Annotated in this window: 19 protein-coding genes; 16 read left to right on the top strand and 3 right to left on the bottom strand. The window is 38.8% G+C overall.

Annotated elements, in window-relative coordinates; all coding sequences use genetic code 11:
* Positions 1-441 precede the first annotated feature (441 nt).
* From AC1TO4_RS11185 to AC1TO4_RS11170, 4 genes are all read left to right on the top strand, one after another.
* Positions 442-1,617: an AAA family ATPase gene (locus tag AC1TO4_RS11185; protein ID WP_482105365.1), complete on the top strand. Its 1,176-nt coding sequence runs from the start codon at positions 442-444 to the stop codon at positions 1,615-1,617.
* A 15-nt stretch (positions 1,618-1,632) separates the two neighbouring features.
* Complete coding sequence (locus AC1TO4_RS11180) at positions 1,633-3,075, top strand: vWA domain-containing protein (protein WP_482105364.1); 1,443 nt, start codon at positions 1,633-1,635, stop codon at positions 3,073-3,075.
* A 417-nt stretch (positions 3,076-3,492) separates the two neighbouring features.
* On the top strand, positions 3,493-4,686 hold the full coding sequence (locus AC1TO4_RS11175; protein WP_482105363.1) for a chromate transporter: 1,194 nt from the start codon (positions 3,493-3,495) through the stop codon (positions 4,684-4,686).
* A 237-nt stretch (positions 4,687-4,923) separates the two neighbouring features.
* Positions 4,924-6,369: a GMC oxidoreductase gene (locus AC1TO4_RS11170; RefSeq protein WP_482105362.1), complete on the top strand. Its 1,446-nt coding sequence runs from the start codon at positions 4,924-4,926 to the stop codon at positions 6,367-6,369.
* Between the two features lie 98 nt (positions 6,370-6,467).
* On the opposite strand, the gene AC1TO4_RS11165 is transcribed toward AC1TO4_RS11170, so the two are convergent.
* Together AC1TO4_RS11165 and AC1TO4_RS11160 are read right to left on the bottom strand one after the other, a co-directional pair.
* On the bottom strand, positions 6,468-7,412 hold the full coding sequence (locus tag AC1TO4_RS11165; RefSeq protein ID WP_482105361.1) for a 3-hydroxyacyl-CoA dehydrogenase family protein: 945 nt from the start codon (positions 7,410-7,412) through the stop codon (positions 6,468-6,470).
* Between the two features lie 447 nt (positions 7,413-7,859).
* Positions 7,860-8,195, bottom strand: coding sequence for a 2Fe-2S iron-sulfur cluster-binding protein (locus AC1TO4_RS11160; protein ID WP_482105360.1), 336 nt, complete (start codon positions 8,193-8,195; stop codon positions 7,860-7,862).
* A gap of 475 nt (positions 8,196-8,670) precedes the next feature.
* Here AC1TO4_RS11160 and AC1TO4_RS11155 point away from each other — a divergent pair, with 475 nt between their 5' ends.
* The 4 genes from AC1TO4_RS11155 to AC1TO4_RS11140 all read left to right on the top strand — a co-directional run bounded on the left by AC1TO4_RS11155 (position 8,671) and on the right by AC1TO4_RS11140 (position 12,112).
* Positions 8,671-9,426 carry a GTP cyclohydrolase II gene (locus AC1TO4_RS11155; RefSeq protein ID WP_482100898.1) on the top strand — a complete coding sequence of 252 codons (756 nt, stop codon included), beginning with the start codon at positions 8,671-8,673 and terminating at the stop codon, positions 9,424-9,426.
* Positions 9,419-10,531, top strand: a complete 1,113-nt coding sequence (ribD, locus tag AC1TO4_RS11150) for a bifunctional diaminohydroxyphosphoribosylaminopyrimidine deaminase/5-amino-6-(5-phosphoribosylamino)uracil reductase RibD (RefSeq protein ID WP_482105359.1) — start codon at positions 9,419-9,421, stop codon at positions 10,529-10,531. Before AC1TO4_RS11155 ends, ribD begins: the two co-directional genes overlap by 8 nt.
* Before the next feature lies 1 nt (position 10,532).
* Complete coding sequence (locus tag AC1TO4_RS11145; RefSeq protein WP_482105358.1) at positions 10,533-11,099, top strand: 5' nucleotidase, NT5C type; 567 nt, start codon at positions 10,533-10,535, stop codon at positions 11,097-11,099.
* Between the two features lie 245 nt (positions 11,100-11,344).
* Positions 11,345-12,112: a 3-hydroxybutyrate dehydrogenase gene (locus AC1TO4_RS11140; protein WP_482100891.1), complete on the top strand. Its 768-nt coding sequence runs from the start codon at positions 11,345-11,347 to the stop codon at positions 12,110-12,112.
* A 38-nt stretch (positions 12,113-12,150) separates the two neighbouring features.
* Here the strand turns inward: AC1TO4_RS11140 and AC1TO4_RS11135 are convergent, their stop codons facing one another.
* Positions 12,151-13,599 carry an RNA-guided endonuclease InsQ/TnpB family protein gene (locus AC1TO4_RS11135; RefSeq protein WP_482105357.1) on the bottom strand — a complete coding sequence of 483 codons (1,449 nt, stop codon included), beginning with the start codon at positions 13,597-13,599 and terminating at the stop codon, positions 12,151-12,153.
* Between the two features lie 605 nt (positions 13,600-14,204).
* On the opposite strand from AC1TO4_RS11135, the gene AC1TO4_RS11130 reads away from it, so the two are divergent.
* From AC1TO4_RS11130 to AC1TO4_RS11095, 8 genes are all read left to right on the top strand, one after another.
* Positions 14,205-14,813 carry a protein kinase family protein gene (locus tag AC1TO4_RS11130; protein WP_482105356.1) on the top strand — a complete coding sequence of 203 codons (609 nt, stop codon included), beginning with the start codon at positions 14,205-14,207 and terminating at the stop codon, positions 14,811-14,813.
* A 193-nt stretch (positions 14,814-15,006) separates the two neighbouring features.
* Entirely contained in the window at positions 15,007-15,978 is a 972-nt protein-coding gene (locus AC1TO4_RS11125; protein ID WP_482105355.1) for a tetratricopeptide repeat protein, read from the top strand.
* Positions 15,979-16,091: 113 nt separating this feature from the next.
* Entirely contained in the window at positions 16,092-17,378 is a 1,287-nt protein-coding gene (gene tig / locus AC1TO4_RS11120) for a trigger factor (RefSeq protein WP_482100888.1), read from the top strand.
* A gap of 145 nt (positions 17,379-17,523) precedes the next feature.
* Positions 17,524-18,789: an ATP-dependent protease ATP-binding subunit ClpX gene (clpX, locus tag AC1TO4_RS11115; RefSeq protein ID WP_482100887.1), complete on the top strand. Its 1,266-nt coding sequence runs from the start codon at positions 17,524-17,526 to the stop codon at positions 18,787-18,789.
* A 124-nt stretch (positions 18,790-18,913) separates the two neighbouring features.
* Entirely contained in the window at positions 18,914-21,238 is a 2,325-nt protein-coding gene (gene lon / locus AC1TO4_RS11110; protein ID WP_482105354.1) for an endopeptidase La, read from the top strand.
* Entirely contained in the window at positions 21,235-21,816 is a 582-nt protein-coding gene (gene yihA / locus AC1TO4_RS11105; RefSeq protein WP_482100885.1) for a ribosome biogenesis GTP-binding protein YihA/YsxC, read from the top strand. Before lon ends, yihA begins: the two co-directional genes overlap by 4 nt.
* 285 nt (positions 21,817-22,101) lie before the next feature.
* Positions 22,102-23,466, top strand: a complete 1,365-nt coding sequence (gene hemA, locus AC1TO4_RS11100; RefSeq protein WP_482105353.1) for a glutamyl-tRNA reductase — start codon at positions 22,102-22,104, stop codon at positions 23,464-23,466.
* A gap of 89 nt (positions 23,467-23,555) precedes the next feature.
* Positions 23,556-24,386 (top strand): cytochrome c biogenesis protein, encoded by an 831-nt coding sequence (locus AC1TO4_RS11095; RefSeq protein ID WP_482101011.1) that lies wholly within the window; start codon positions 23,556-23,558, stop codon positions 24,384-24,386.
* Positions 24,387-24,418: the final 32 nt, after the last annotated feature.

The raw sequence follows: 24,418 nt of genomic DNA, 5'->3' as shown, positions 1-24,418 counted from the left end.
ACTTTGCGTCATCAATCTTAATTGAACCGCCGTATACCGAACGGTACGTACGGTGGTGTGAGAGGTCGGGAGTTAATCACTCCCTCCTACTCGATTTGAAAATGATTAATTGACATGGTTAATGATACATTCCTTCCATATTTAGCGGGATAATTTATTGGAGAGAGCGGAAACTGGGGAAGTCTTATTTACTTATTTATCCCAATTTGTTGAACGAGCTGTTCAACAGTGGTATGACTTTACCTAAAAGAATATTTGATGCAAAGACATCTATGATAAAAATAGGTTACTCGGATGATTAAAATGATTGTGTATCCATCAAACTGTAATGTAAAGAAGGAATCTTTCAGAGAGAAATGGGACAAGTGTTATTAAAGCGTAACATTGTGCGTTAGAAGCCGAATTCATTTTTTTACATTCCAAAGTTAGGAGTTATATAAAATGACAATAACTAATTTGAAAAAGTTAGAGGAAATCAGACAGGCACTCAATTCAAAGTTTTTCGAACGAGAGAAAGAAGTTGAGGGGATTCTTGTCGCTCTGCTCTCTAGACAGCATATGCTTATGATTGGACCTGCCGGGACTGCGAAATCCGCATTGTCGTTTGAGTTAGCAAAAATCGTTAAAGGAACAGAATACTTCCAGTGGTTGCTGACGAGATTCAGTACACCGGAAGAATTGTTTGGTCCTTTGTCGTTAAAAGACCTTGAGCAAGGCGTTTACAAGAGGAATACAACAACTAAAATGCCAGAAGCCAATTTAGTTTTTCTTGACGAAATATTCAAAGCAAACTCGGCAATCTTGAATAGTTTGCTGACGCTTATCAACGAACGCCTCTTCTATAATAATGGAACGCCAGTAAAGGTTCCTTTAATGTCAGTTATTGGAGCTTCAAATGAATATCCTGAAGAGGGAGAGGGGCTGGAAGCTCTTTTCGACAGGTTTCTACTTCGATTCGAGCTAGATTACATTGCCAATGAAACGAATTTTGTTTCTATGATGAAGGGGAACGGTCAAAATCAGGTCATGCCCTCCTTGACGATGGAAGAATTGATTCAACTTCAGTTTCTTACGGATATGGTTACGATACCGGATGAAGTGTATGAAACACTTTCGGAAATTCGAAATAATTTGCGTGACGAGGGGATACGCCCTTCTGACAGGCGGTTTAAGCAATCGCTATCGGTTCTTCAAGCGAAGGCGTTGATAAAACAAAGGCAAATAGTAAGGATAGATGATATTGTGATTCTTGAAAATGCCCTTTGGGAAACGGTGGATCAAAAAGATACCGTGTCTACCATTATTCGCAACCATTCACAAGATATAGTTACTCAGGCCCTCCATTCCATACAAAATGAAGCAAATGAAGTATTCTACGCCATACTGCAGGATCATTCAGCGGAAGCTGGAATGGAAGCAACTCAAAAAATGAAAGCTTTAGTGGCTGATTTGAAGAACCTACAAAGTCACAATCAAAGTCGGAAAGCTGATATCGACCTCTTACTTGATAAAGTGACCTCGATGGAACATGAAATCCTAGATAGTGTTCTAGAGCCGTGGTATTTCGATCCTCAAAATGATAAGAGAGGGTCTACTGGCACCTTTTTTAATATGTGATAAGGAGTGTTCTCTGTGAAGGGGCGTAAAAGTCACAATGATAATCGTTCAGTCTTGAATACAGACGCATTCGATAAAAGACGCTTCAAAGAAATTTTTGACTTGTCTCTGGGTCTTCAAAAGGTAAGAAATGAAGGCGCGTTGCCAATGTTCGAACCGCTACTTGCTGATATTTGGGCTTCCTTATATAAGATGAAACCTGAAATTTTGGCAGGGGACGTAGATGGTGTTCTCAAGGTGAATAAAACAATCATGGAAAGAATTATGGTGGATGAATCCTTTGTACACTACCGAAGTTTCACCCGATTGAATGATTTGTTGTCAGCTATCGGTACGGTGAAATTCGGAGAGCAGACGAATCAGTGGCTGGCTGACCAAAAAGAGGAAGATGAGGATTTTCAAAAACTGATGCAGGAAGCTCACGTAATGCAGAGGCAACTTCAAAAGCAGAATTGTCAAGCAGATATAGAAAGTGGAAGTCGGGAATCAGAAGAGAGTTTTTCAGAAGTGATGACTAATCTAAATGAAAAACTTCAGCAGATGCTTCAAAAAAACAATCATAGCTTTTCACATGCATTGGCTCAAGCCATGCAAGAAACAAGACAAGTGAAAGACAGTCTGAAATCGTTGCTTGGCGGCTGCAGTGCAGGGAGTGGTGATGCAGAATTAAAAAAGGTTCCTTTACGCGACCAACTAGCATTAGCTGAAAAAATGACTTCTGATAAAAAGATGAAAGAAATAGCGCAGTGGGCAGGCAGATTCAAACAGATAGCTCGTAAAAAGCAGAAAACCATACATAGGGAGTCTGTGGGAAGAAGGGGAGTTACGTTAGGTAATGAAATCGAGAGGTTACTCCCGATGGAATTTTGCTTATACATGCATCGAATATCGAAGAACGATTTTCTTCGTCGCTTAGTGGAAGGTGAGACCATGCAATATGAACAGAACGGGCGTGAGGTATTGGAGAAGGGTCCAATCGTACTTTGTCTAGATCAGTCAGGCAGTATGTACAAACTCGATACACAATCTAAAGGATTTATATTAGCCCTCATGTCCATTGCGAGAAAGCAGCGAAGGGATTTTTGCTTGATATTATTCTCTACTCATACAGAAATCCATAAATATGAAAAAGGAAAAATTAAAGGGTCTGATTTGGTTGGTTTGGCTCGAATTTTTTTGGGTGGAGGAACGAATTTTGCACTTCCGCTTGATCTAGCAATGAATGTAATCAACGAAAGTCGGTTTAAACAAGCCGATATCGTTTTTGTTACGGATGGTGAAGACACTTTAAGTGATTCATTTCTACTAGCATTCAACAAAAAGAAAAAAGAAAAGAATTTCAACGTGCTTTCGCTAGTGCTAGGAAGCAGTATAAAAATAGTGGAACAATTTTCAGACAAGGTTGTTCGAGTTGATGATTTTGATGAAGCAGGTAGTTTTACTGCCTTTGAAATATGAAATATGAACTAGTAGAGTTCATGTATGTCGACATCTACCCGTCTAAACGAAGCAGAATATCTACAAATCGATGTAAATGCAGAAATTCATCAGTACATTGGTAAAGGGGTGCAAGGTAAATCGTAGAATATATTGGACAATCAAGGGTTCCGTCATAATGACGTGATCCTTTTTTGGCGTTTTAAACCGAATGTCCAGAATTAAATTCATGTTAAGAGATTGTAAATTATCTAGATTATACCTGGAATATACTATTTGGAATGCTATATTTATGTTGTTGAAAACCGTTATTTAATAACAGCTTGGAGGATAAATTATTACTCAACAACTGATAAAGGAAACTTGTCCTAATAGAAGCTAGAAAGAAAGCATATGACCTCTACATAGAAATAAAAGACTAACAATAAGGAGCTAACGATGAAAAAAACTAACCCAAACAGGGGATTCAAATCACTTTTGGAAATATTCTTAGTTTCAACACGACTTGGTTTGACCTCTTTCGGTGGACCAACCGCTCATTTAGGGTATTTTCATGAAGAATACGTACGAAGAAGAAAATGGATGGATGAAAAGAGTTATGCGGATTTAGTTGCTTTAGCTCAGTTCTTACCTGGTCCGGCTAGTAGCCAAGTAGGAATCGGGATAGGTGTGATGCGAGCAGGAATACTTGGTGGAATTATATCTTTTATTGGATTTACACTCCCTTCAGTTATAGTACTTATACTTTTTGCATTACTGCTCACTGGTTTTGATGTAGGAAATGCCGGATGGATTCATGGGTTAAAAATTGTGGCAGTAGCGGTAGTTGCACATGCCATTATAGGTATGGCGAAAAATTTGACGCCTGATTTAAAAAGAAAAGCCATTGCTCTATTTGCACTAATCGGTACACTTCTTTGGCAAACAGCTTTTACTCAAGTAGGTGTGATTTTACTAGCTGCACTCTTTGGATTCATTTTGTTTAAACAACATGATGAAATTGAAGAAGCTAGTTCGAAATTTCCAATCGCTAAAAGTATTTCGGTGATTTGTCTACTGTTGTTTTTCGGATTGTTATTTCTTTTACCAGTTATCAGAGAAGTAACTGGATCTTTCTGGGTGGCTATGTTCGATAGTTTTTATCGATCGGGTGCTTTAGTTTTCGGTGGCGGTCATGTCGTTTTGCCTTTATTGGAACAAGAACTTGTTCCAACTGGCTGGATAAGCGAAGAAGCATTTTTAGCAGGCTATGGTGCAACACAAGCGGTACCCGGTCCGCTATTTACATTTGCAGCTTATTTAGGAACCGTTATGAAAGGTTGGCAGGGTGGTTTGGTTGCGACGTTTGCAGTATTCCTACCTGCTTTCCTTCTGATTTTAGGTGCATTACCATTTTGGGATAGCTTAAGAAGTAATCTTAAAATTAAAGGCGCAATAATGGGCGTAAATGCTGCAGTTATCGGGATACTAATCTCTGCTTTTTATTTCCCGATATGGACAAGTTCAATCTTAGCACCGATTGATTTTGCTTTAGCTGCAATTTTGTTCAGTATGCTTGCCTTTTGGAAGCTTCCGCCTTGGGTCATTGTAGTTACTGGAGCAATCGGGGGTTCATTATTATCTTTAATATAATATGCGGGTTCATAAACAAAAAATAGCAAAATAAAGTTCCAGTTTCTATATTAAAAAATATCAATAAAGAAAATCGTCTGTTAACTAATTGCTTAGTTAAACGGACGATTTTTTGCTGTTTGATTATGTACATCTCCGATAGTGCTCCGAAATAGCAATCGATATAACTTGTCATATAGGACAAACGTCCATGCATATCTTAAAAGGATGTCTATGAAGGGGAGAGTGGTTGTACCCGTGGTGAAGTATAAAAATAATTGGATTCCAACAAAAACACTTGAGGAAATGTCAGGGACAAATTATGATGTCCTCATTGTGGGGAGTGGCCCCGGTGGTGGAGCAACCTTACAAAGGCTTTGTGAACTATGGAAAAAAAAAGGGGCAAAAAAAATTGGGATTCTTGAAATGGGAGATAAGTTATTTCATTCCCATTCTTTAAACATTCCCACGCAAAACGTTAATACTGCCAGAGATGTACTCCTTCCTGATAATTCAACAGTTATAGGTGAGCGTTTGCCTCAATTTCCGGGAGCGAGAATGGTATATGCACTTGGGGGAAGGTCATTATTTTGGAACGCGGCGACTCCTCGGCCAATTCAAGAAGAGCTCAATAAATGGCCGATTAACACTCTGGAATTGAATGCATATTTAGGGATGGCCGAGAAATTAATGCATGTTACAACCGATTATGCGAAAGGTTCATCGATGCAAAATACGCTTTTAAAGAGGCTTCATGCGGGTGGAATACTTGAAGCCAATGATATGCCAGTTGCTTTTGACATGACACCTTCCAGGCAAGGAGAAGTCCATTCAAACCCTTGGTTCAGCTCTATCAATGCATTAGCTTCAGCCCTTTTTGATCGACCCTATGATCTCGCTGTAAATGCCTTTGTCTCTCAAGTAATTGTTGAAAATGGTAAAACAAGTGGAGTAGAAGTGTTTTCCCAGGATAAGAAAGCTCATATTATTCGGGCAAAGAATGTTGTCGTATCTGCAAGTACTTTAGAGACTCCACGTTTATTGCTTAATTCTGGAATTCAGGGACCTGCTATTGGTCGATATTTAACAGGGCATGTGTCCATCATCGCGGTTGGAACAATAAGTCGGAGTAAGTTTTCTGATAAACTCGGAAATTTATCCATTTTGAAATTTGAAACAAGCGAGTCCCCATATCAAATTCAAATATTGGGTCCAGATCAATATTTTTCGTACCAGCAATTCGAAGACAAAGTGCTAAAAGATACTCTTGGGATCGCATACGCTGCCTTTGGAAAAGTTGAGCCTCGGGCTGAGAATAGAGTGTACATTGATCCGTCTGCAAAGGATGAATTTGGTGTACCATTACAACAAGTTCAATATTCATTAAGTAATAAGGACCGTCAAGTAGCTGAACAAGTCAAACAAGGAATTATCCGATCCGCTGCTGCGATGGGCGTTACTTTAGATACTTCAACTCTAACTCTTCGTCCGCCAGGGAGTGACATGCACGAGGCTTCCACTTGCAGAATGGGTGAGGATCCAAATACTTCAGCTACAAATCGCCACGGTCAAATACATGGTGTGAAAGGTTTATTTGTAGCTGACAACAGTGTTCTTCCTTCACTGACCGCAGCTGGCCCTGTCCTCCCTAATGTAGCTTTAGCTATAAGGCTAGCGGATCATATTGTTCGTCAATCAAGTTAAATAAGTTTTTAATCTTAAAAAGGGAGTATGTCTACAAGACAGCTCCCTTTAATTTTTGTTTCAAGATATTTGATTAAGTTTAATCACTGATGACGAAATTATTTATTGTTGTTATTTTTAATATTAGCTAGTCTAATGAAGTTTACATCACGTTCATTAATTCTTCTTTGAACTTCATCGTTACCTGAATAAGTGAATAAGCCATTACCTGCTTTAGTTCCGAGGTTCCCACTTTGAACTTTTTCTTCAACAAATAGTGGGACTTTCTCTTCTTTGGATAGAACTGGTGCCAGGTTCTCTACTACGCTCTTCCAAATATCTAGTCCACCAAAATCTGCAGTTTCTAATGGTCCAATGAATGCCCATCTGAATCCAGGCCCAGCGGTGATAGCTAAGTCAATATCTTCTGCGTCCGCAATACCGTTGTCTAAAAGAAAGAATGCTTCACGGACTAAAGCAGCTTGTAGGCGATTGGCAATTAGGCCGGGAATATCTTTTTTCAAGACAATCGGTTTCTTACCGATATTTTTCAAAACTTCTACTGTACGATCAATGATATCTTGTGAAGTTTTTGGACCTTTTACGACTTCTACAAGTGGAACTAAATGTGCTGGATTGAAAAAGTGAGTAATGATTAGACGGTCTGTCTTTTGAACGCCTTCTGATAGTTGCTGAATGGAAAACGTAGACGTATTGGATGCAATAATCGTATCGTCTTCTATGACTTCCTCTAACTGCTTAAATAAGTCGAATTTAATGGTTAGATTTTCAGATACTGCTTCAGTGACAAATCGCGTTCCGCTAACCGCCTCTTTTAAATCAGTAGATGTAGATATTCGTTTTAATGTATTTTCTTTCACAGATGCTGTAATCGAATTTTCTTGGATTAACATGTCCAAGTTATCAGAGATTCGTGTCATTGCAGTTTCCAAAAACTCGTCTTTAATATCATACATATATACATTATAGCCTGCTTGTGCGTATAACTGAGCAATTCCATGACCCATTGTACCTGCGCCTAATACAGTGACTTTCTCTGCCATAATAAAAACCTCCCTCAATTAATCATTCATTTCATTACTTCCGGAAGGCTCTTTGTAAAGTCAACAAAACCGCCTTAATTAAGGTGGAAAATGGCCATTGTAAAAGTTCATGCATCATTGAAGTTAGCAGACTAGCAATGAGAAGAAGTTTTATAATCGCACATCAAAAGAATATCATACAAAAACGTAAGTTTAAACAGCACTTGAATACGGAATGGTATTCGCATTGAGAAATCACTAGAAGCTTGGAGCATACTAATCAAGAATAAAGTCGGTTCACCTGGCGCTGTGGTTAGATATTAAAAGCAACTAAATGTTTGAAAAGACAAGCCTATGGTGTCCACTAAAACCCTTTCTAACTGGGATTATGATTGGTACTCAGTAAGCCATTGCAAGTAAACGGAAAATCTGCAGACGTAATAGTTTAAATGAAAACTGGAATTCGAATTAGTCGGCTGGCCTTTCACCAATGGTTTTTCCGGTGTTTTCTACTGTCATGATTGGTCGAACAGTAATATCTCCACTTACAAGAATTTGGCAAGATAAACGCAAACAATCATCAAATAAATGATCATCAATTCCTTTATTCGCAAAGGCCTTCTTTTCCTTTTTGGTTATCTCTAAGTAATCACCTTCCAAAATCTCTACTCTGCAAGTCGTACATACAGCTTTGCCTCCGCACCGATGTAAGATATTTATACCATTATCTTCTAGTGCTAATACTAACTTTCGCCCCATTTCGACTTCAAAAGTTCTATCACCAAAAACAGTTACATCAGGCATTTTATACCTCCTCAATTAGAAAGAAAATGATAAATTTAAAATGGTCTATACTATAGGTATTCTCTAACTACACCTTCTTAAGACATGAAATAAAAGATCTTATATCGAAACGATGAAACAAGTGTTAAAAGAGTTTAGGACATTGATTACAAGAAGTACTTTTATAACCCAAAAAGCTAAATCCTGATAGAGGTTTTGTATGGTTGACGCTATTCACAGGGGAATGTTATGTTGTATAGAATAAATATCTTTATGTGAATATATTTGTTTGTCCATATGAAGAGAAAAAGATATCGATTATACGCCTGCAAAAATGGAAAACAGAGATGACGAAATAATTGAACAAACTATGCGAGATATAGTAAGTGTTGTACAATAACAGGTATCATATGAATCGAATGGTTAATATAATGAGGTATGTTACTTACAGATCAATTCACACTAAAATCCAAATTTAAATAAAAGGAATGATTTTATGCTACATGCGAAACTGGAATCGAAAGTTATTGATGTCCTAAAAGAAAAAATTCAATTGATTGAAACAGATGAAGGTGCTATCTACTTAGTAGGACCTATTAAACTGCCTGTGAATATTTTTGGAGAAACGGTTGTTTTTCAATGGTATTGCTGGCTTAATCGATGCCAAGTTACGGAAAATTATCAAGAAATCATTGACCAACTGTCATCTGCCAATTTGGCGGAGTTTCAGCAGTCAAGTGTGCTTGTATACGGGGATTTTGAAGAAGCGGATGATGCGCTGATTAGGATGCATTCAATTTGTCATACGGGAGATATATTTGGTAGTAAAAGATGCGATTGCGGTTATCAGTTGAAGCAGTCAATGAAGAATATTGTGGATCATGGGACAGGTGCATTGTTTTATTTGGCGAACCATGAAGGCCGTGGAATTGGTTTATTCAGCAAAGCAATGGCATATGTACTTCAGGAGAATGGTTACGATACAGTGGAAGCAAACGAAAGCCTTGGATTTGTCGATGATTCTAGAAATTACGAGGATGCAATTCGCGTTCTAAAGAAACTCCGATCAAAACCTGTAAAGCTTATGACGAATAATCCAAAGAAAATGGAAGCACTGCAGAATGCCGGTCTTCCTATATCTGGACGAGAACCATTATGGGGCGATAAATCAGAGTTCAATGAGAAGTATTTGCAGACAAAGATTCGACGTTCTGGGCATATGGAGGAAGAAGGGACATCTACACATGACTAACCATGAAATATACATGAATTTGGCCCTGGAGAATGCACGTGCCATGAAAGGGCAGACTGATCCGAATCCACTTGTCGGTTCAGTTATTATCAATGAAAATCGAATAGTTGGTATCGGTACACATTTGAAGGCTGGTGAACCGCATGCTGAAATCCACGCTATCCGTATGGCTGGCGAGAAGGCAAAAGGTGGAACGATTTATGTCACCCTTGAGCCATGCTCGCATTACGGGCGGACGGGCCCTTGTGCAATAGCGATCGTTGAAGCGGGAATTAAGAAAGTAGTCATTGCCACACTAGATCCGAATCCAGTTGTTGCCGGCAACGGTGTAAAGATTTTGGAAGATGCAGGAATTGAAGTGGTTGTGGGTGTATTGGAAGAGAAGTCTCGAAAGATGAATGAAGTATTTAACAAATTCATCGTCGAGCAGAAGCCATTCCTAACGATGAAAGCTGGAAGCACACTAGATGGGAAAATTGCTACGCATATAGCCGACAGCAAATGGATTACATCACCTGAGGCGAGAAACGATGTACATGTATTGCGAAATGAAAATATGGCTATTTTAGTTGGTGTAAATACCGTAATCGAGGATGATCCCGAATTGACGACGAGGATTCCGAATGGACGGAATCCGATTCGAATCATTTTAGACTCCTCGCTACGAATTCCATTAGATTCAAAGGTTATTACAGATGGGCAGGCGGAAACGTGGATTTTCACTGCAAATAAGTATAATCAAGATGCTAAGAAAAGTCTGGAAGAACAAGGAGTTTCGATTTATCCCACTTCAGGAATCAAGCAGGTAGACCCGAATGATGTCGTTCGGATTCTCGGTGAAAAGCTTGTTTCTTCTGTACTAATCGAGGGGGGAGGTTCAATTCACGCTGCTTTCCTGGAAAACCAGCTCGTCGACAAAGTGGAGATATATATCGCACCCAAACTAGTTGGAGGTGCCAATGCACCTACATTCCTTGAAGGAACAGGAATTGAGCTAATGCGTGATGCTGTCGATTTGGAAGATCTTCACATTACTCAAATAGGTAAAGATTTCAAGTTCACTGGCTATCCGAAATATACTAATAGACAAGCTGAGGGAGTTTAATATGAAATTCGGTTTTGATATTGATGATACATTGATCAATCTTAGAGAACATGCTTTTCAAATATACAATAAAAAGTTAAATCGGAATGTGAATGTAGATCTCTTTCATGCACTGGAAAAGGTTGAAATTCACGAGCTTTTTGACATGACAGCCGAACAAGGCGGCGAGATGTGGAGCAGTTCGCTAGATGAAATCTATTATACATCGTGCCCGCCGTATCCTTATGCAGTGGAAACATTGCAAAGGCTGGCTAGTGAAGGACATGACATCTATTATATAACGGCGAGGCCGAAAGAACATGGCGAGCGTACAATGGAATGGATGATTGAAAATAAGTTTCCGGTTCAAAAAGATAGATTTTATTATGGAATGAATGATGTAGACAAGGTTCATATCATTAAAGATTTAGAACTTGACTATTATTTCGATGACAAGCCTGCAGTTCTAGAGACATTGAGCGATCGGCCTCTAAACGTATTCGCGAAGAGCCAACCCTACAATACGCATTTAGATATTCAGCGAATCGTGAACTGGTCTGAACTATTCGATTTACTAATTGAAGAATAACAGCGGGTACATGACACGAATGGCACATACACTACAATTCCGTAAAACGAAAGCACAATCATATCTAGAATAGATTGGGCTTTTTCGTATTTATAATGAAGTCGCGATAACCCTCACACACCTTTCATTATTAGGGATTAAATCTGCTGTTGTTTCACTTAAATTGTGCATACAATGGAAAGAGAAAAACTTAATAGTTTAGTAGCCACATTTTTTAGGACTATAATTAATGAGGGGGAATTAATATGCAGAATGGAAAAGTGCTTTTAATAACCGGTGCCGCACAGGGAATTGGCTTTGAGATTGCGAAGGAGTTTTCAAAAGCTGGTGCCACGGTCGTTCTTACGGATATAAATGAAGATAAAGTTAAAGACGCAGCTTTATCACTTGGAAATGGAGTAGTTGGGTTAAAGTGTGATGTGACGATAGAAGAAGATTTAAAGCTAGCAATTGATCGTACAATCACCCAGTTTGGGCGCATAGATATATTAATCAATAATGCAGGTATGCAACACGTCGCGATGTTAGAGGATTTCCCAACAGAGAAATTTGAACAACTGATTAAGATAATGCTGACTGCGCCGTTTATGGCTATCAAACTAGTATTGCCGCATATGCGAAAACAAAAATTCGGAAGAATCTTCAACATGGCTTCCATCAATGGATTGGTTGGATTTGCAGGGAAAGCTGCTTATAATTCCGCGAAGCATGGTGTTATTGGCTTGACTAAAGTGGCGGCATTGGAAACAGCGGAAGATGGAATTACTGTTAATGCAATTTGTCCAGGATACGCAGATACCCCTTTAGTGCGCAATCAGCTTCAAGACTTAGCGAGTATGAGAAATGTTCCCTTTGAGTCCGTACTTGAAGAAGTGATTTATCCTTTGGTTCCACAAAAACGTCTTCTAGATGTAAAAGAAATTGCAGAACTGGTTTTATTCTTATCAGGTGAAGGCGCGAAAGGAATAACTGGGCAAGCGGTAGTACTTGATGGAGGATATACGGTTCAATGAACCTCCCACGACTGAAGTCACGGGTTTCAGGGTTGGTGCTATCGCACATTGACCACTTGAGGCTGGGAACACACAGCCGTTATACCGTTAGCAAATGCTTTCGGCACTACTTTTCTTAAGATGTTTGCTGCACCATTAACATCTGCATTTATTAATGTTTTCCTTTTTGTACGGTAAATACCGCGTTTTAATCGTTTTCCACTGAAAATGTGATTTGAATTATTCCCCGATTTGTAGGTTGGAATAATGTCTTCATCTACAAAACTTGCCTGTGATGTGTAGCTTTCTTCAGTTACAATTACTGAAATACCCTCGGCATTCGCTTTATAAGTGATTAATTCTATTAGCAGTGAGTGTGGCACTTGGACAAAGTTTTGATTATTTTTTTTCCCTAATTCGATTTTTTGTTTCCAACCCACATTTTTACCGATGACAATCGTATCAATGTTATTTCCCACCGCTATTCGCACGATATTGAAACTAACTTTATGGAAAAAGTCTTTGATTTGTCTATGTCTTGCAGAATCTAAATTCACTAACTTCTTGGAATGGAAGTTCCCTTCTTTTGATTTTTTCCCGTTACGAAGAGCCGCGTAGTAGTAAGCGCGCATTTTGTTGTACCATTGATTGATGGACTTTACTTTACCGCCTTTAAATAGGACTGGGACGTGCTCTGTATTAAAAACTAGCGCTGCAATGTTATCAAGACCTAAATCGATACTCATGCATCGTTCCATTTTGGCGGATAATTGTTTTTTCGTCTCGATTAAAAACACTAATTCAACAGTAAAACAATTGTGCTTGGGTATGATTCTCACTTGTTGAAACTTACCATTGAAATTTGCTAACTTACCAATATTTATTTTTCTTTTAGTTTTTGGGAAGCTTAAATATTTACCGTCTTTAATTTTGCAAATCTGATTCGATAGAGTTGATTCTTTCCTGCTTCCTTTTGGTAGGTAACCAGGAATAGAAGGTCTTCCTTGGTATTTGCCGGGATTCTTTTTGAACTCTTTTAAGTTTGAGAAAAAACTAGCCCAGTTTTGCACGACATTTCTAAGAACCTGTTGATTTATCTGACCTGGCAATGAATAATAGTCTTTTTGTTTAATTGTTTTAAATAGACAATCAAGAAAATTGTAACCTAAGAAGGACTTTTCTTTTGAAGGCAGCTCAAATAGATTTACCTTTATTTCTTTTTGTTCGTCTCTTGGTTTCATTTGTTCTTTTTCTAATTTTTTCAGATAAGCTTTTTGTTGATTGACATTCATTTTATTGATGTTATCAAGAATTAATTTTATTACTTCTTGTTGTAAAGGTTGTAATGCACCTTCATTGTTTAAAGTAGTATAAACTTGCCTGATAAAAAAGTTTGTCGTGTTATATAGGTTATTACTATTTAGACAAAGTTCATCGAAATAAGTATACATTTTATGGCCATTTTTAATGTTGATTTGAAAAGTTCGATATTCCTTGTTCGGCTCCATAGTTTGTCACCTACCTTATTTAAGAATATTCTACCAAATAGAATGCGTGTTCGTCTAGTGATATCACTTTAGAACAAAAAAAGAAAGCCAATTCATCCCACGACTGAAGTCACGGGTGTTCTTGGCTTAATCATAAATGGGATGTAAACTAAAATAAGCGTGTTTATAACTATTCTATGAATAAAAGGAAGAACGGCTGCTTTCTAACTTGATAACGTAATCAATATTGACATTTAAGTAGTTTATATTTATAGTGATACTACAAATTAAACTAGTCAATTTCCGTTAAGGGGAGTAGCTAATACAGTAAAGTCGTCAACACAGGACTGAATCCTCGGCTTTATTGGCGACAATCGTTGTTTGCGAGACCTTACCATTTATTTGGTGAGGTCTTTTGTTTCTTAAGAGACGCTTTAACCAAGTAATGGTTATGGCGTTTCTTTTTATTTTTATGAGCCCTATGAGCCTCCCACGACTGAGGTCACGGGTGTTCTTGGCTTAATCATAAAGTATCAGGCTGAGGATATCCTACAAAGAGTGATATTTCACTTTTGAACTCTTGCGCTTAGCCCTGGTCATTCTATAAAATTATTGGAGGTTAATATTTGACTACTTATCAAGAGCTTGTAAATACGGTCATCATTAACGAGAAAAATCAACTGGTTCGATACGATAAATCTTTAGAACACATCGGAACAGGAAGAAGTGCATTTGTATTCAGGATCAAATCATCAAATATATCAATTAAAGTGTTCTTTCCAATATATATACACATCGCAAAAGAAGAAGCCGAAATTTATAAAGTACTTCAAGATACTCCTTATTTCCCTTCGATTTATGAGACTGGATTAAATTATCTTGTCATGGACTATATTGATGGTTATACACTTTTTGAATGTTTAACACATGGAAAAGTTATAACAACCGCGCATATCGATGAAATTGATCACGCACTATCCTTGGCTTCGAATTTGGGCTTAAATCCATCTGACATTCACTTGCGCAATATTTTCATCACTTCAAATAACGAGATAAAGCTCATTGATGTGGCACGTTATAGGCAAAAGAAAGATTGTCAGCAGTGGAATAACCTGAAAAAAGCTTACCCTCAATTTTATCGCAAATGTTTCATTAGCAAGAAAATTCCTAGCTCGATCTTGAATGTCATTGCTTTCCTATATAAGAAACGATTCATCCCGTTTTTTCAACAATGAAAATCAATTCTTACCTAGCACTGGGATGAGGTGTTTGGTAGGGGAAATCGCATTACTTCACAGAGGTGCATAACACTATTTTCGTCCTGATTATCCGTGAAACAAATAACGTTTTTACAAAACACTTCGGAAATTAATGTTAAATTATAAAACGCTATGATATAGTGAGAAATGATGAAAGAAGGTGAGCGTATTGAGAAAGAAATACGGAAGACTCAGGAAAAAAGAAAACCTAATCGTCTTCCCGGGAACTTTTGAAAAGCTTGTTGAAAAAGGGCATGTTGCCGTTGAGACAGAGGACTACGAACAAGCGGTTGAAGCATTTGATCAGGCAATTGTTTATGAACCTGATAATCCGGAATTTCTAGGACCTTACGCTGTTGCCCTTTACGAAACAAAAGAATTTCGGCGAGCTAAGGAAATTGCGGCAAGGCTACTTCATAGTGGAACTGCAGATTACGTCGATGCAATGGAACTGTATTTGACAATCAGTATTCAGCTAGAGGAATATGATGAAGTCGAAATGACCATTGATGCGCTGCTTGATGAAGGAATTGTTCCGCCAAATATGCTCAACAAATTCAATTACCTACGGGAATTGAATGCTCGTTTGTCAGAACGCTATGCACTTGATGAGCCGGGTTTTAAAATGGAATCTTTCGAATTCGACGAATTCATGAAGATGGATGCTATGACACAACAGTATGCACTTGCTTCACTTGAAGGTAGTGATTTATCAGAGCTTGCTCCTTTACTGAAGGAAATAGCTGTACAGGACGACGTTGCACCACTAGCCATTACCTTCGCTTTGACACTGTTGCATCAAACAGGGGACGATGAAGAACTTGTAATCAGTAAATTTGGTTGGAAAAAGCAAGTTGTTCCTGCTAATATGACTTTGCCTGGACAAGATGCAATGACGAAAGAAGTCCTTGAAAAGATAGAACTGCAACTCTTTCAAGATCCATCCAGATTGGAAATGGCGCAGGGGCTCATCGAGAAATTCGCAATTACTGCATTCCCTTTTGGATGGGGGAATAGTAATTCGGAAGAAGTTGCGACAGCTTATGTAAACTACATAGAAAGCCTCTTTTCGGGTGAGCAGTTGCCCGAGACAGAACTGAACTTACTTATCCAGCAGATTGACAACGATTCGGACCTTTAGCAAAGTACGAAATCTGTTGAAAGATGAAGAGACTATGATATACTGAAATGGTTGTCAATGGAGTATATACGTATCAAAACATATTGGCCAAAACGATTCGGAGGTAATTAATTATGTCAGTTAAATGGGAAAAACAAGAAGGAAACAAAGGGACTCTTACAGTAGAAGTACCTGCAGAGGTAGTAACAGCAGGTCTTGATAAAGCATTTAAAAAAGTTGTGAAAACAGTACAAGCACCAGGATTCCGTAAAGGGAAAATGCCACGTCAAATGTTTGAAAAAATGTATGGTGTAGAATCACTTTACAATGAAGCACTTGATTTCATTCTTCCAGAAGCATATTCTAATGCACTTGACGAAGCGGGCGTTGAACCAATCGACCGTCCTGAAATCGATATCGAACAAATGGAAAAAGGGAAAGAGCTTATTTTCAAAGCAGTTATTGCATTGAAGCCTGAAGTTAAACTTGGCGACTATAAGGGTCTTGAAGTAACACGTCAGGATACTGAAGTTACTGATGAGGAAATCGAAGAACAACTAAAAGAACGTCAACAAGCTTTCGCAGAACTAGCTTTGAAAGAAGATGGCACTGTTGAAAACGGTGATACAGTGAAAATCGACTTTGAAGGTTCGGTTGATGGAGAACTTTTCGATGGTGGTAAAGGCGAGCAATACGATCTTGAAATCGGTTCAGGTTCATTTATCCCTGGATTTGAAGAGCAATTGATTGGCATGAAAACAGACGAAGAAAAAGATGTTGAAGTAGATTTCCCTGAAGAATATCATGCGGCAGAACTTGCGGGTAAAGCAGCTATTTTCAAAGTGAAACTTCATGAAATCAAATCTAAAGAAATTCCTGCATTAGATGACGAACTTGCAAAAGAAATTGACGAAGAAGTTGAAAGTCTTGACGCATTGCGTGCGAAGTTGAAAGAAACAACTTTGGCAGAGAAAAAAACTGCTTCCGAAACAGCACTTCGTGATGATCTTGTAGAAGCAGCAGCACGAAATATGGAAGTTGACATCCCAGAAGTGATGGTTGAATCTGAAGTTGAACGTATGATGGAAGAATTTGGACAACGTCTACAATCACAAGGAATGAATCTTGAGCTTTACTTCCAGTTCTCTGGACAAGATGAAGAAGCGCTTCGTACTCAAATGCAAGAAGACGCACAAAATCGTGTCCGTGTTTCTTTAGTACTTGAAGCAATTGGTAAAGCTGAAAGCATTGAAGTTGCAGAAGAAGATATTAATGCTGAACTCGAAAAAATGTCTGAGCAGTTCGGCATGGATATCGAGCAAATTAAAACAACGCTTGGTGGAACTAAAGTTCTTGAAAACGATCTTCGTTTCAACAAAACAGTTGAATTCTTGGTAGAAAACGCAAAGATTACTGAATAATAAAGTGAATTAAGGACAAGGTACGGAAGACCGTACCTTGTTTTTCATAGAAAGACATAATAAAATGTGTAAAGCGATGAATTCTAATTAGTTGATAAAAACCTGGGAATCTTGTAAGATTGTCACTTAAATAGGGGTGAGATTAGTGTTCAAATTTAACGATGAAAAAGATAACTTAAACTGTTCTTTTTGCGGGAAATCCCAGGAGCAGGTTCGTAAGCTAGTCGCAGGTCAAGGCGTCTATATTTGTGATGAATGTGTTGAACTTTGTGCTGAAATTGTAGAAGAGGAAGTCGGTCTTGAAGAAGGATTTGAACTTAAAGACGTTCCGAAACCAAAAGAAATACAAAGTATCCTCGATGAATACCTGATTGGACAGGATCGCGCGAAAAAATCACTTTCGGTAGCTGTCTATAACCACTATAAACGTGTTAACTCGAACAGTAAGATTGATGATGTCGAGTTATCGAAATCTAATATTGTACTCATCGGACCAACGGGTAGTGGTAAAACATTACTCGCTCAAACCCTTGCAAGAATCCTTGACGTACCTTTTGCTATTGCAGATGCTACATCATTGACTGAAGCAGGATATGTCGGTGAAGATGTAGAAAATATTTTGCTGAAGTTAATTCAGGCAGCAGATTATGATGTTGATCGTGCGGAAAAAGGAATCATCTATATTGATGAAATCGATAAAGTCGCTCGTAAATCTGAAAATGCATCTATAACACGTGATGTTTCAGGTGAAGGTGTTCAACAAGCACTACTTAAAATTCTTGAAGGAACTGTAGCGAGTGTTCCGCCACAAGGTGGTCGCAAACATCCTCATCAAGAATTCATTCAAATCGATACAACGAATATCCTCTTTATTGTCGGTGGAGCATTCGATGGAATCGAAGAAATCATCAAACGTCGTATCGGTCAAAAAGTAATTGGATTCGGTGCTGAACCCAACACAATTATTGAAGAGGAATCGTATCTTGCTAAACTGATACCTGAAGATCTTCAGCGTTTCGGTCTAATTCCAGAATTTGTTGGTCGTTTGCCTGTTCTTGCAAGTCTTGAACAGTTGAGTGAAGATACTCTTTATCAGATATTGACTCTTCCAAAAAATGCAATCGTAAAACAATATCAAAAAATGTTCGAACTGGATGATGTTGCACTTCGTTTCGAGGATGATGCCTTGCTTGAAATTGCAAAAGAGGCCATTACACGAAAAACAGGTGCCCGTGGTCTGCGTTCAATCATTGAAAATATCATGCTCGATGTAATGTATGAACTGCCTTCACTTGAAGAAGTGAAAGAGTGCATCATTACTAAAGAATCCGTGTTGGGACAATCAAATCCGATTCTCTTAACGGAAGATGGTACCCGGGTTATTCTGGATAATGAGAAAGACTCGGCGTAACGCCTGAAGGATGCAGCTGACTCCGACGAAGCGCGTGAATATGCGCTTATCGGATGTCAGCTTTTTTTCAATGTTTTACTGAACATAAAGTAGGATATACATAATTATCGGAGGTGACTACCCTATGCTGACAGATAAATTAAATAACATACCGCTTTTACCGCTTCGAGGGTTGCTTGTTTACCCTACGATGATTTTACATATTGATGTTGGAAGAGAACGCTCCGTATTCGCAATTGAACATGCAATTGCCAAAGACAATCTAATCTTCCTTGCGACACAAAAAGATATTAGCATAGAAAATCCAGAGCCCGAAGATTTGTATAAGGTAGGTACATTGGCGTCGGTAAAATCGCTGACTCAGTTACCAAATGGAACATATCGCATACTGATTGAGGGTATTGAACGTGCAGAATGGTCTAACTATGAGGAAGCAGACCTTTATCCTGTTGTTGAAGTAATCGGGTTCCCGGATGATGAGACAATAGATGCGGAATCAGAAGCATTAATGAGAACCCTGCTTACATATTTTGAAAAGTATTCGAAAATTTCGAAAAAAGTCACGGAAGAAACATATGATTCTGTAGCATCAATTATTGAACCGGGAAGACTTGCAGATACGGTTGCCTCTCATTTGCCACTCAAGCTTGCGGCAAAACAGGAAGTTCTAGAAACGACAAATATCAATAAACGTCTAGAATGGCTTACGAGCAGGCTATATAACGAGCAGGAAGTGCTCAATCTTGAAAAGAAAATAAATGAACGTGTAAGGGAAGCAATGGAACGGACGCAAAAAGAATTCTATCTACGCGAACAGATGAAGGCTATCCAGACTGAACTTGGCGATAAAGATGGAAAAGGGCTGGAAGTTGCAGACTTAACAAGTCGTATTGAAAAAGCCGGTATGACAGAAGTGGTCAAAGAAGCGGCATTGCGTGAACTGGATAGATACGAAAAGATTCCTTCTGCTGCAGCTGAAAGTGGTATTATACGGAATTATATTGAGTGGCTTGTAACATTGCCTTGGACTGATGCTTCAAAAGATCAGCTTGATATTAACCGATCTGAAGAAATCCTCAATCGTGATCATGATGGTCTTGAAAATGTAAAAGAACGTATACTGGAATATTTGGCGGTACGTCAGTTGACCAATTCATTAAGAGGTCCAATTCTTTGTCTTGAAGGTCCACCAGGAGTTGGGAAAACATCTCTTGCCAGATCCATAGCTGAATCTCTTGGTAGAAAATTTGTTCGTATTTCACTTGGTGGAGTACGTGACGAATCAGAAATTAGAGGACATAGGCGGACATATGTAGGTGCTATGCCGGGACGGATTATCCAGGCAATGAAAAAGTCCGGAAAGATTAATCCGGTGTTCCTGCTAGATGAAATCGATAAAATGTCGAATGATTTCCGTGGTGATCCATCTTCTGCTATGTTGGAAGTACTTGATCCGGAACAGAATGACAAATTCAGTGATCATTATATTGAAGAACCTTATAACTTATCAAATGTATTATTCATTGCGACAGCGAACGATTTAAGTGCGATTCCAGGACCACTCCGAGACCGTATGGAAATTATCTCAATTGCAGGTTATACTGAAATTGAGAAACGTTCGATTGCTAAAAATCATCTAATTCCAAAACAGTTAAAAGAACACGGATTGACCAAATCCCAAGTTCGCATCAGTGATCCGGCAATCCAGGACATTGTGAGATACTATACGCGTGAAGCGGGTGTGCGTGGACTAGAGCGTCAAATTGCAGGCATTTGCCGTAAAGCAGCGAAATTGATAGTTACAGGTGAGAAAAAAAGCATCACGGTTAGCCCAAAAACGCTTGAATCACTCATAGGTAAAAAGAAACACAGGTATGGTCAGGCGGAAACGGTCAATCAAATCGGCGTTGCGACAGGGCTTGCTTATACCCAAGTTGGAGGAGATACTTTGCAGATTGAGGTTTCTTTATCCCCCGGAGCAGGGAAGTTAATTTTGACGGGTAAACTTGGGGACGTAATGAAAGAATCTGCACAAACTGCACTGTCTTATGTACGTTCAAAAACAGTGGAGTTCGGAATTGATACGGAATTTCACAAAAAATGTGATATTCATATCCATGTTCCTGAAGGGGCCATTCCAAAAGACGGTCCATCGGCTGGTGTGACCATTGCAACAGCGTTAGTTTCCGCATTGACAAAACGTCCAGTTCGCCGTGAAGTTGGCATGACTGGTGAAATAACATTACGAGGCAGAGTGTTGCCAATTGGTGGATTAAAAGAAAAAACATTAAGTGCCCATCGAGCTGGCTTGACAACAATTATCTTGCCAATTGAAAATGAGCGCGACATCGAAGATATTCCGGAAAGCGTCCGGAAGGAAATGACATTCAAGCTCGTTTCTGACGCAGAAGAGGTCCTCGAAATTGCATTGGAGGAGACTTCCAAATGAAAGTCCATAACGTAGAAATGATTATGAGTGCCGTACGACCAGATCAATACCCGTCAGAAGGATATCCAGAATTTGCGCTAGCAGGACGTTCCAATGTCGGGAAATCTTCTTTTATCAACAAGATGATTGGCAGAAAGAGTCTTGCTCGAACTTCTTCGAAACCGGGTAAGACACAAACATTAAACTTTTATAAAATTGAAGAGCAACTATTTTTTGTCGATGTCCCGGGATATGGCTATGCAAAAGTATCAAAGTCATCTCGTGAAACATGGGGGAAATTTATTCAACAATATATGACAGAACGGGAACCTCTCCGTGCTGTTGTCCTAATTGTTGATTTGCGTCACGCGCCAAGTGCCGAAGATTGTAATATGTATGATTTCCTCGTGGATAACAATATGCCAGCAATCATCATTGCGACGAAGGCGGACAAGATACCAAAGGGGAAATGGGAAAAGCATAAAAAAGTAGTTCGTGAAACACTTGCTATGCGTCCATATGATGCTTTGATTGTCTTTTCATCTGAAAAGGGAATTGGCATGGAAGAAGCATGGAAAGAAATTGAGAGTAGAATGTAATTATATAAATAGTAATCTGGAGACGAGTTGAAATCGTTTTCCGGATTATTTATTTTGTACGAATAGGTATGCTTCGGATTATGATTGGCATCGTACAAAGGATATGTATATTGCACATTGATTGCTTGTCATTTCAAAGGCTGTTAGTATTAGTTTGTAATCATTATAAATAGGTTCATTAAACCGCTGGTATTCATACGTTGTTCACAATTTTAAACAGAAAAACGGACAACCGTATGGTATAATAGAAAGCGTGAAATAGAACGTGAAAGGTGTGAACACCTGATGCATACAATCATAATTGGTGTCAATCACCGGACAGCACCTGTTGAAATAAGGGAAAAGCTATCTTTTATTGAAGCAGAACTGCCACAGGCGATGCAAACACTGCAACAGCAAAAGAGTATATTAGAAAATATAATTATATCCACATGTAACCGTACTGAAATATACGCAGTTGTCGATCAGTTACATACAGGTCGTTATTATGTGAAGAATTTCCTGGCTGAATGGTTCGATATTCCACTTGAAACATTCTCGTCGCACCTGGTCATCATGGAAAATGACGGGGCAGTTGAGCATTTAATGCGTGTTTCGGCAGGCATAGATTCCATGGTTCTTGGCGAGACACAAATATTAGGCCAAGTAAGGGATAGTTTCCTTATGGGCCAAACAACGGGAACGACGGGTACTGTTTTCAATGAACTATTTAAGCAAGCAGTTACACTTGCTAAAAAAGCGCATACTGACACCGCAATTGGTGATAATGCAGTGTCGGTATCCTATGCAGCTGTAGAACTTGGTAAGAAAATTTTTGGCACATTGGATCAGAAGCATGTAGCCATTCTTGGTGCAGGTGAGATGGGCGAACTCGCTTTAAAGAACTTGCATGGTAGTGGTGCAAGCAAAGTGACAGTTGTCAATAGAACACTTTCAAAAGCAGAACTGCTTGCCGATAAATTCGGTGGAGTTGCAAAATCGATGGCAGAGCTTCAATGCACCTTACTTGAAGCGGATGTACTGATTAGTTCAACTGGTGCAAGTGACTTCGTAATCGACTTGGAACTCATGCAATTAGTAGTACGGTTGCGTAAAGGAAGACCGATATTTATGGTTGATATTGCTGTTCCGCGCGATTTAGATCCGCGTATCGGTGATTTACCGAATGTCTTTCTTTATGATATCGATGATTTACAAGGTATTGTCGAGGCGAATCTTGCAGAAAGAAAGCATGCAGCTGAGGAAATCGGTTTAATGATTGAACAAGAAATTGTCGTTTTCAAAGAATGGGTTGCTACACTTGGAGTTGTCCCTGTCATTTCGGCACTTCGTCAAAAAGCACATATTATTCAAACAGAAACGATGGCGAGCATTGAAAACAAGATGCCCAATTTGACGGAACGCGAAAAGAAAGTGTTGAACAAACATACGAAATCGATTGTCAATCAGTTATTGAAAGATCCAATTTTACAGGTGAAAGAATTATCTATGGATCCGAAATCGAACGAAAAGTTAGAGCTATTCCAGCAAATTTTCGGTATCGGTGAGGATGTAGTGAAGGAGAAAGAAATGCTTGCAAGACAAGCAGTAGAACGGTTAAAAGTCAGAGCGGAAAGAAATGCGATGGCACAACCGAATTTGACATTTTGAGCATTTGTCAAAGGGGCGTTTCCGCATCAGTGTGATACACTATAGATGCGGAAACGCCCTTATTGGTTCGGAAAGGCAGAGAAGTGATCATGGCAGATATGATGATGACGAGGCTGCATGAAGTAATGGTTGTCCTTTACGCGGTTAGCCTCGTTTTTTATTTTATAGATTATTTAAATAAGGATACCTTTGCACATCGATGCGCTTTTTGGATTTTATCCGTTGTCTATTTTCTGCAAAGTTTTTTCCTAGTGATGTATATTATCGAAATGAAAAGATTTCCGGTACTGACTCTCTTTGAAGGCATCTTTTTTTACGCATGGCTTTTGATTACATTATCGATTGTCCTGCACCTATTTTACAAAGTGAGTCACGCTGTGTTTTTCTTGAATGTCATCGGTTTTATATTCATGACGATTCATACGTTTGCACCTGTACAAATTGAACAATCAGCGATAGGGGAAGCACTCATTTCTGAACTTCTTATTATCCATATAACCTTTGCAATTTTATCGTATGCCGCATTTGCAATGTCTTTTGTTTTTTCGATTCTCTATCTCCTTGTCTATAAGGTTTTAAAAGAAAAGAAATGGACGAAACAATTTGGCAGGCTACCGTCCCTTCATCAAGCAGAGATAGGAATGAAAGCCGCTCTTTACACGGGAATACCAATTCTTTTTGTTAGCCTAGTTCTAGGCATGCAGTGGGCGACTGTTGCCCTAGACACGTGGTCCGTATTCGATATAAAAATATTGGGTTCATTTTTCTTGCTTGCCATTTATGGTTCTGTATTATTCTTGAAGCGGAGTGGCAAGCTTACAGGAAATGACTTTGCGTGGGCAAATGTATTTGCGTTTCTCTTTGTTATTATTAATTTTTTCCTAGCGAGCAAATTATCTGAATTCCATTCCTGGATTTAAATATTGATCCCTTAATGGATTTTAATAGTGAA

The organism is Sporosarcina sp. Y838, assembly GCF_056786515.1.
The sequence above is the reverse complement of the archived record's forward strand: the minus strand, read 5'-3'. Positions and strand labels throughout refer to the sequence as shown.

Bases quoted from the DNA above. Each gene is read 5' to 3' on its own strand.
- AC1TO4_RS11140 (WP_482100891.1), top strand. From the start codon at position 11,345: ATGCAGAATGGAAAAGTGCTTTTAATAACCGGTGCCGCACAGGGAATT.
- ribD (WP_482105359.1), top strand. From the start codon at position 9,419: ATGACTAACCATGAAATATACATGAATTTGGCCCTGGAGAATGCACGT.
- AC1TO4_RS11160 (WP_482105360.1), bottom strand. From the start codon at position 8,195: ATGCCTGATGTAACTGTTTTTGGTGATAGAACTTTTGAAGTCGAAATG.
- AC1TO4_RS11095 (WP_482101011.1), top strand. From the start codon at position 23,556: ATGGCAGATATGATGATGACGAGGCTGCATGAAGTAATGGTTGTCCTT.
- yihA (WP_482100885.1), top strand. From the start codon at position 21,235: ATGAAAGTCCATAACGTAGAAATGATTATGAGTGCCGTACGACCAGAT.
- tig (WP_482100888.1), top strand. From the start codon at position 16,092: ATGTCAGTTAAATGGGAAAAACAAGAAGGAAACAAAGGGACTCTTACA.
- AC1TO4_RS11185 (WP_482105365.1), top strand. From the start codon at position 442: ATGACAATAACTAATTTGAAAAAGTTAGAGGAAATCAGACAGGCACTC.
- lon (WP_482105354.1), top strand. From the start codon at position 18,914: ATGCTGACAGATAAATTAAATAACATACCGCTTTTACCGCTTCGAGGG.
- hemA (WP_482105353.1), top strand. From the start codon at position 22,102: ATGCATACAATCATAATTGGTGTCAATCACCGGACAGCACCTGTTGAA.
- AC1TO4_RS11155 (WP_482100898.1), top strand. From the start codon at position 8,671: ATGCTACATGCGAAACTGGAATCGAAAGTTATTGATGTCCTAAAAGAA.
- AC1TO4_RS11175 (WP_482105363.1), top strand. From the start codon at position 3,493: ATGAAAAAAACTAACCCAAACAGGGGATTCAAATCACTTTTGGAAATA.
- AC1TO4_RS11165 (WP_482105361.1), bottom strand. From the start codon at position 7,412: ATGGCAGAGAAAGTCACTGTATTAGGCGCAGGTACAATGGGTCATGGA.
- AC1TO4_RS11135 (WP_482105357.1), bottom strand. From the start codon at position 13,599: ATGGAGCCGAACAAGGAATATCGAACTTTTCAAATCAACATTAAAAAT.
- AC1TO4_RS11145 (WP_482105358.1), top strand. From the start codon at position 10,533: ATGAAATTCGGTTTTGATATTGATGATACATTGATCAATCTTAGAGAA.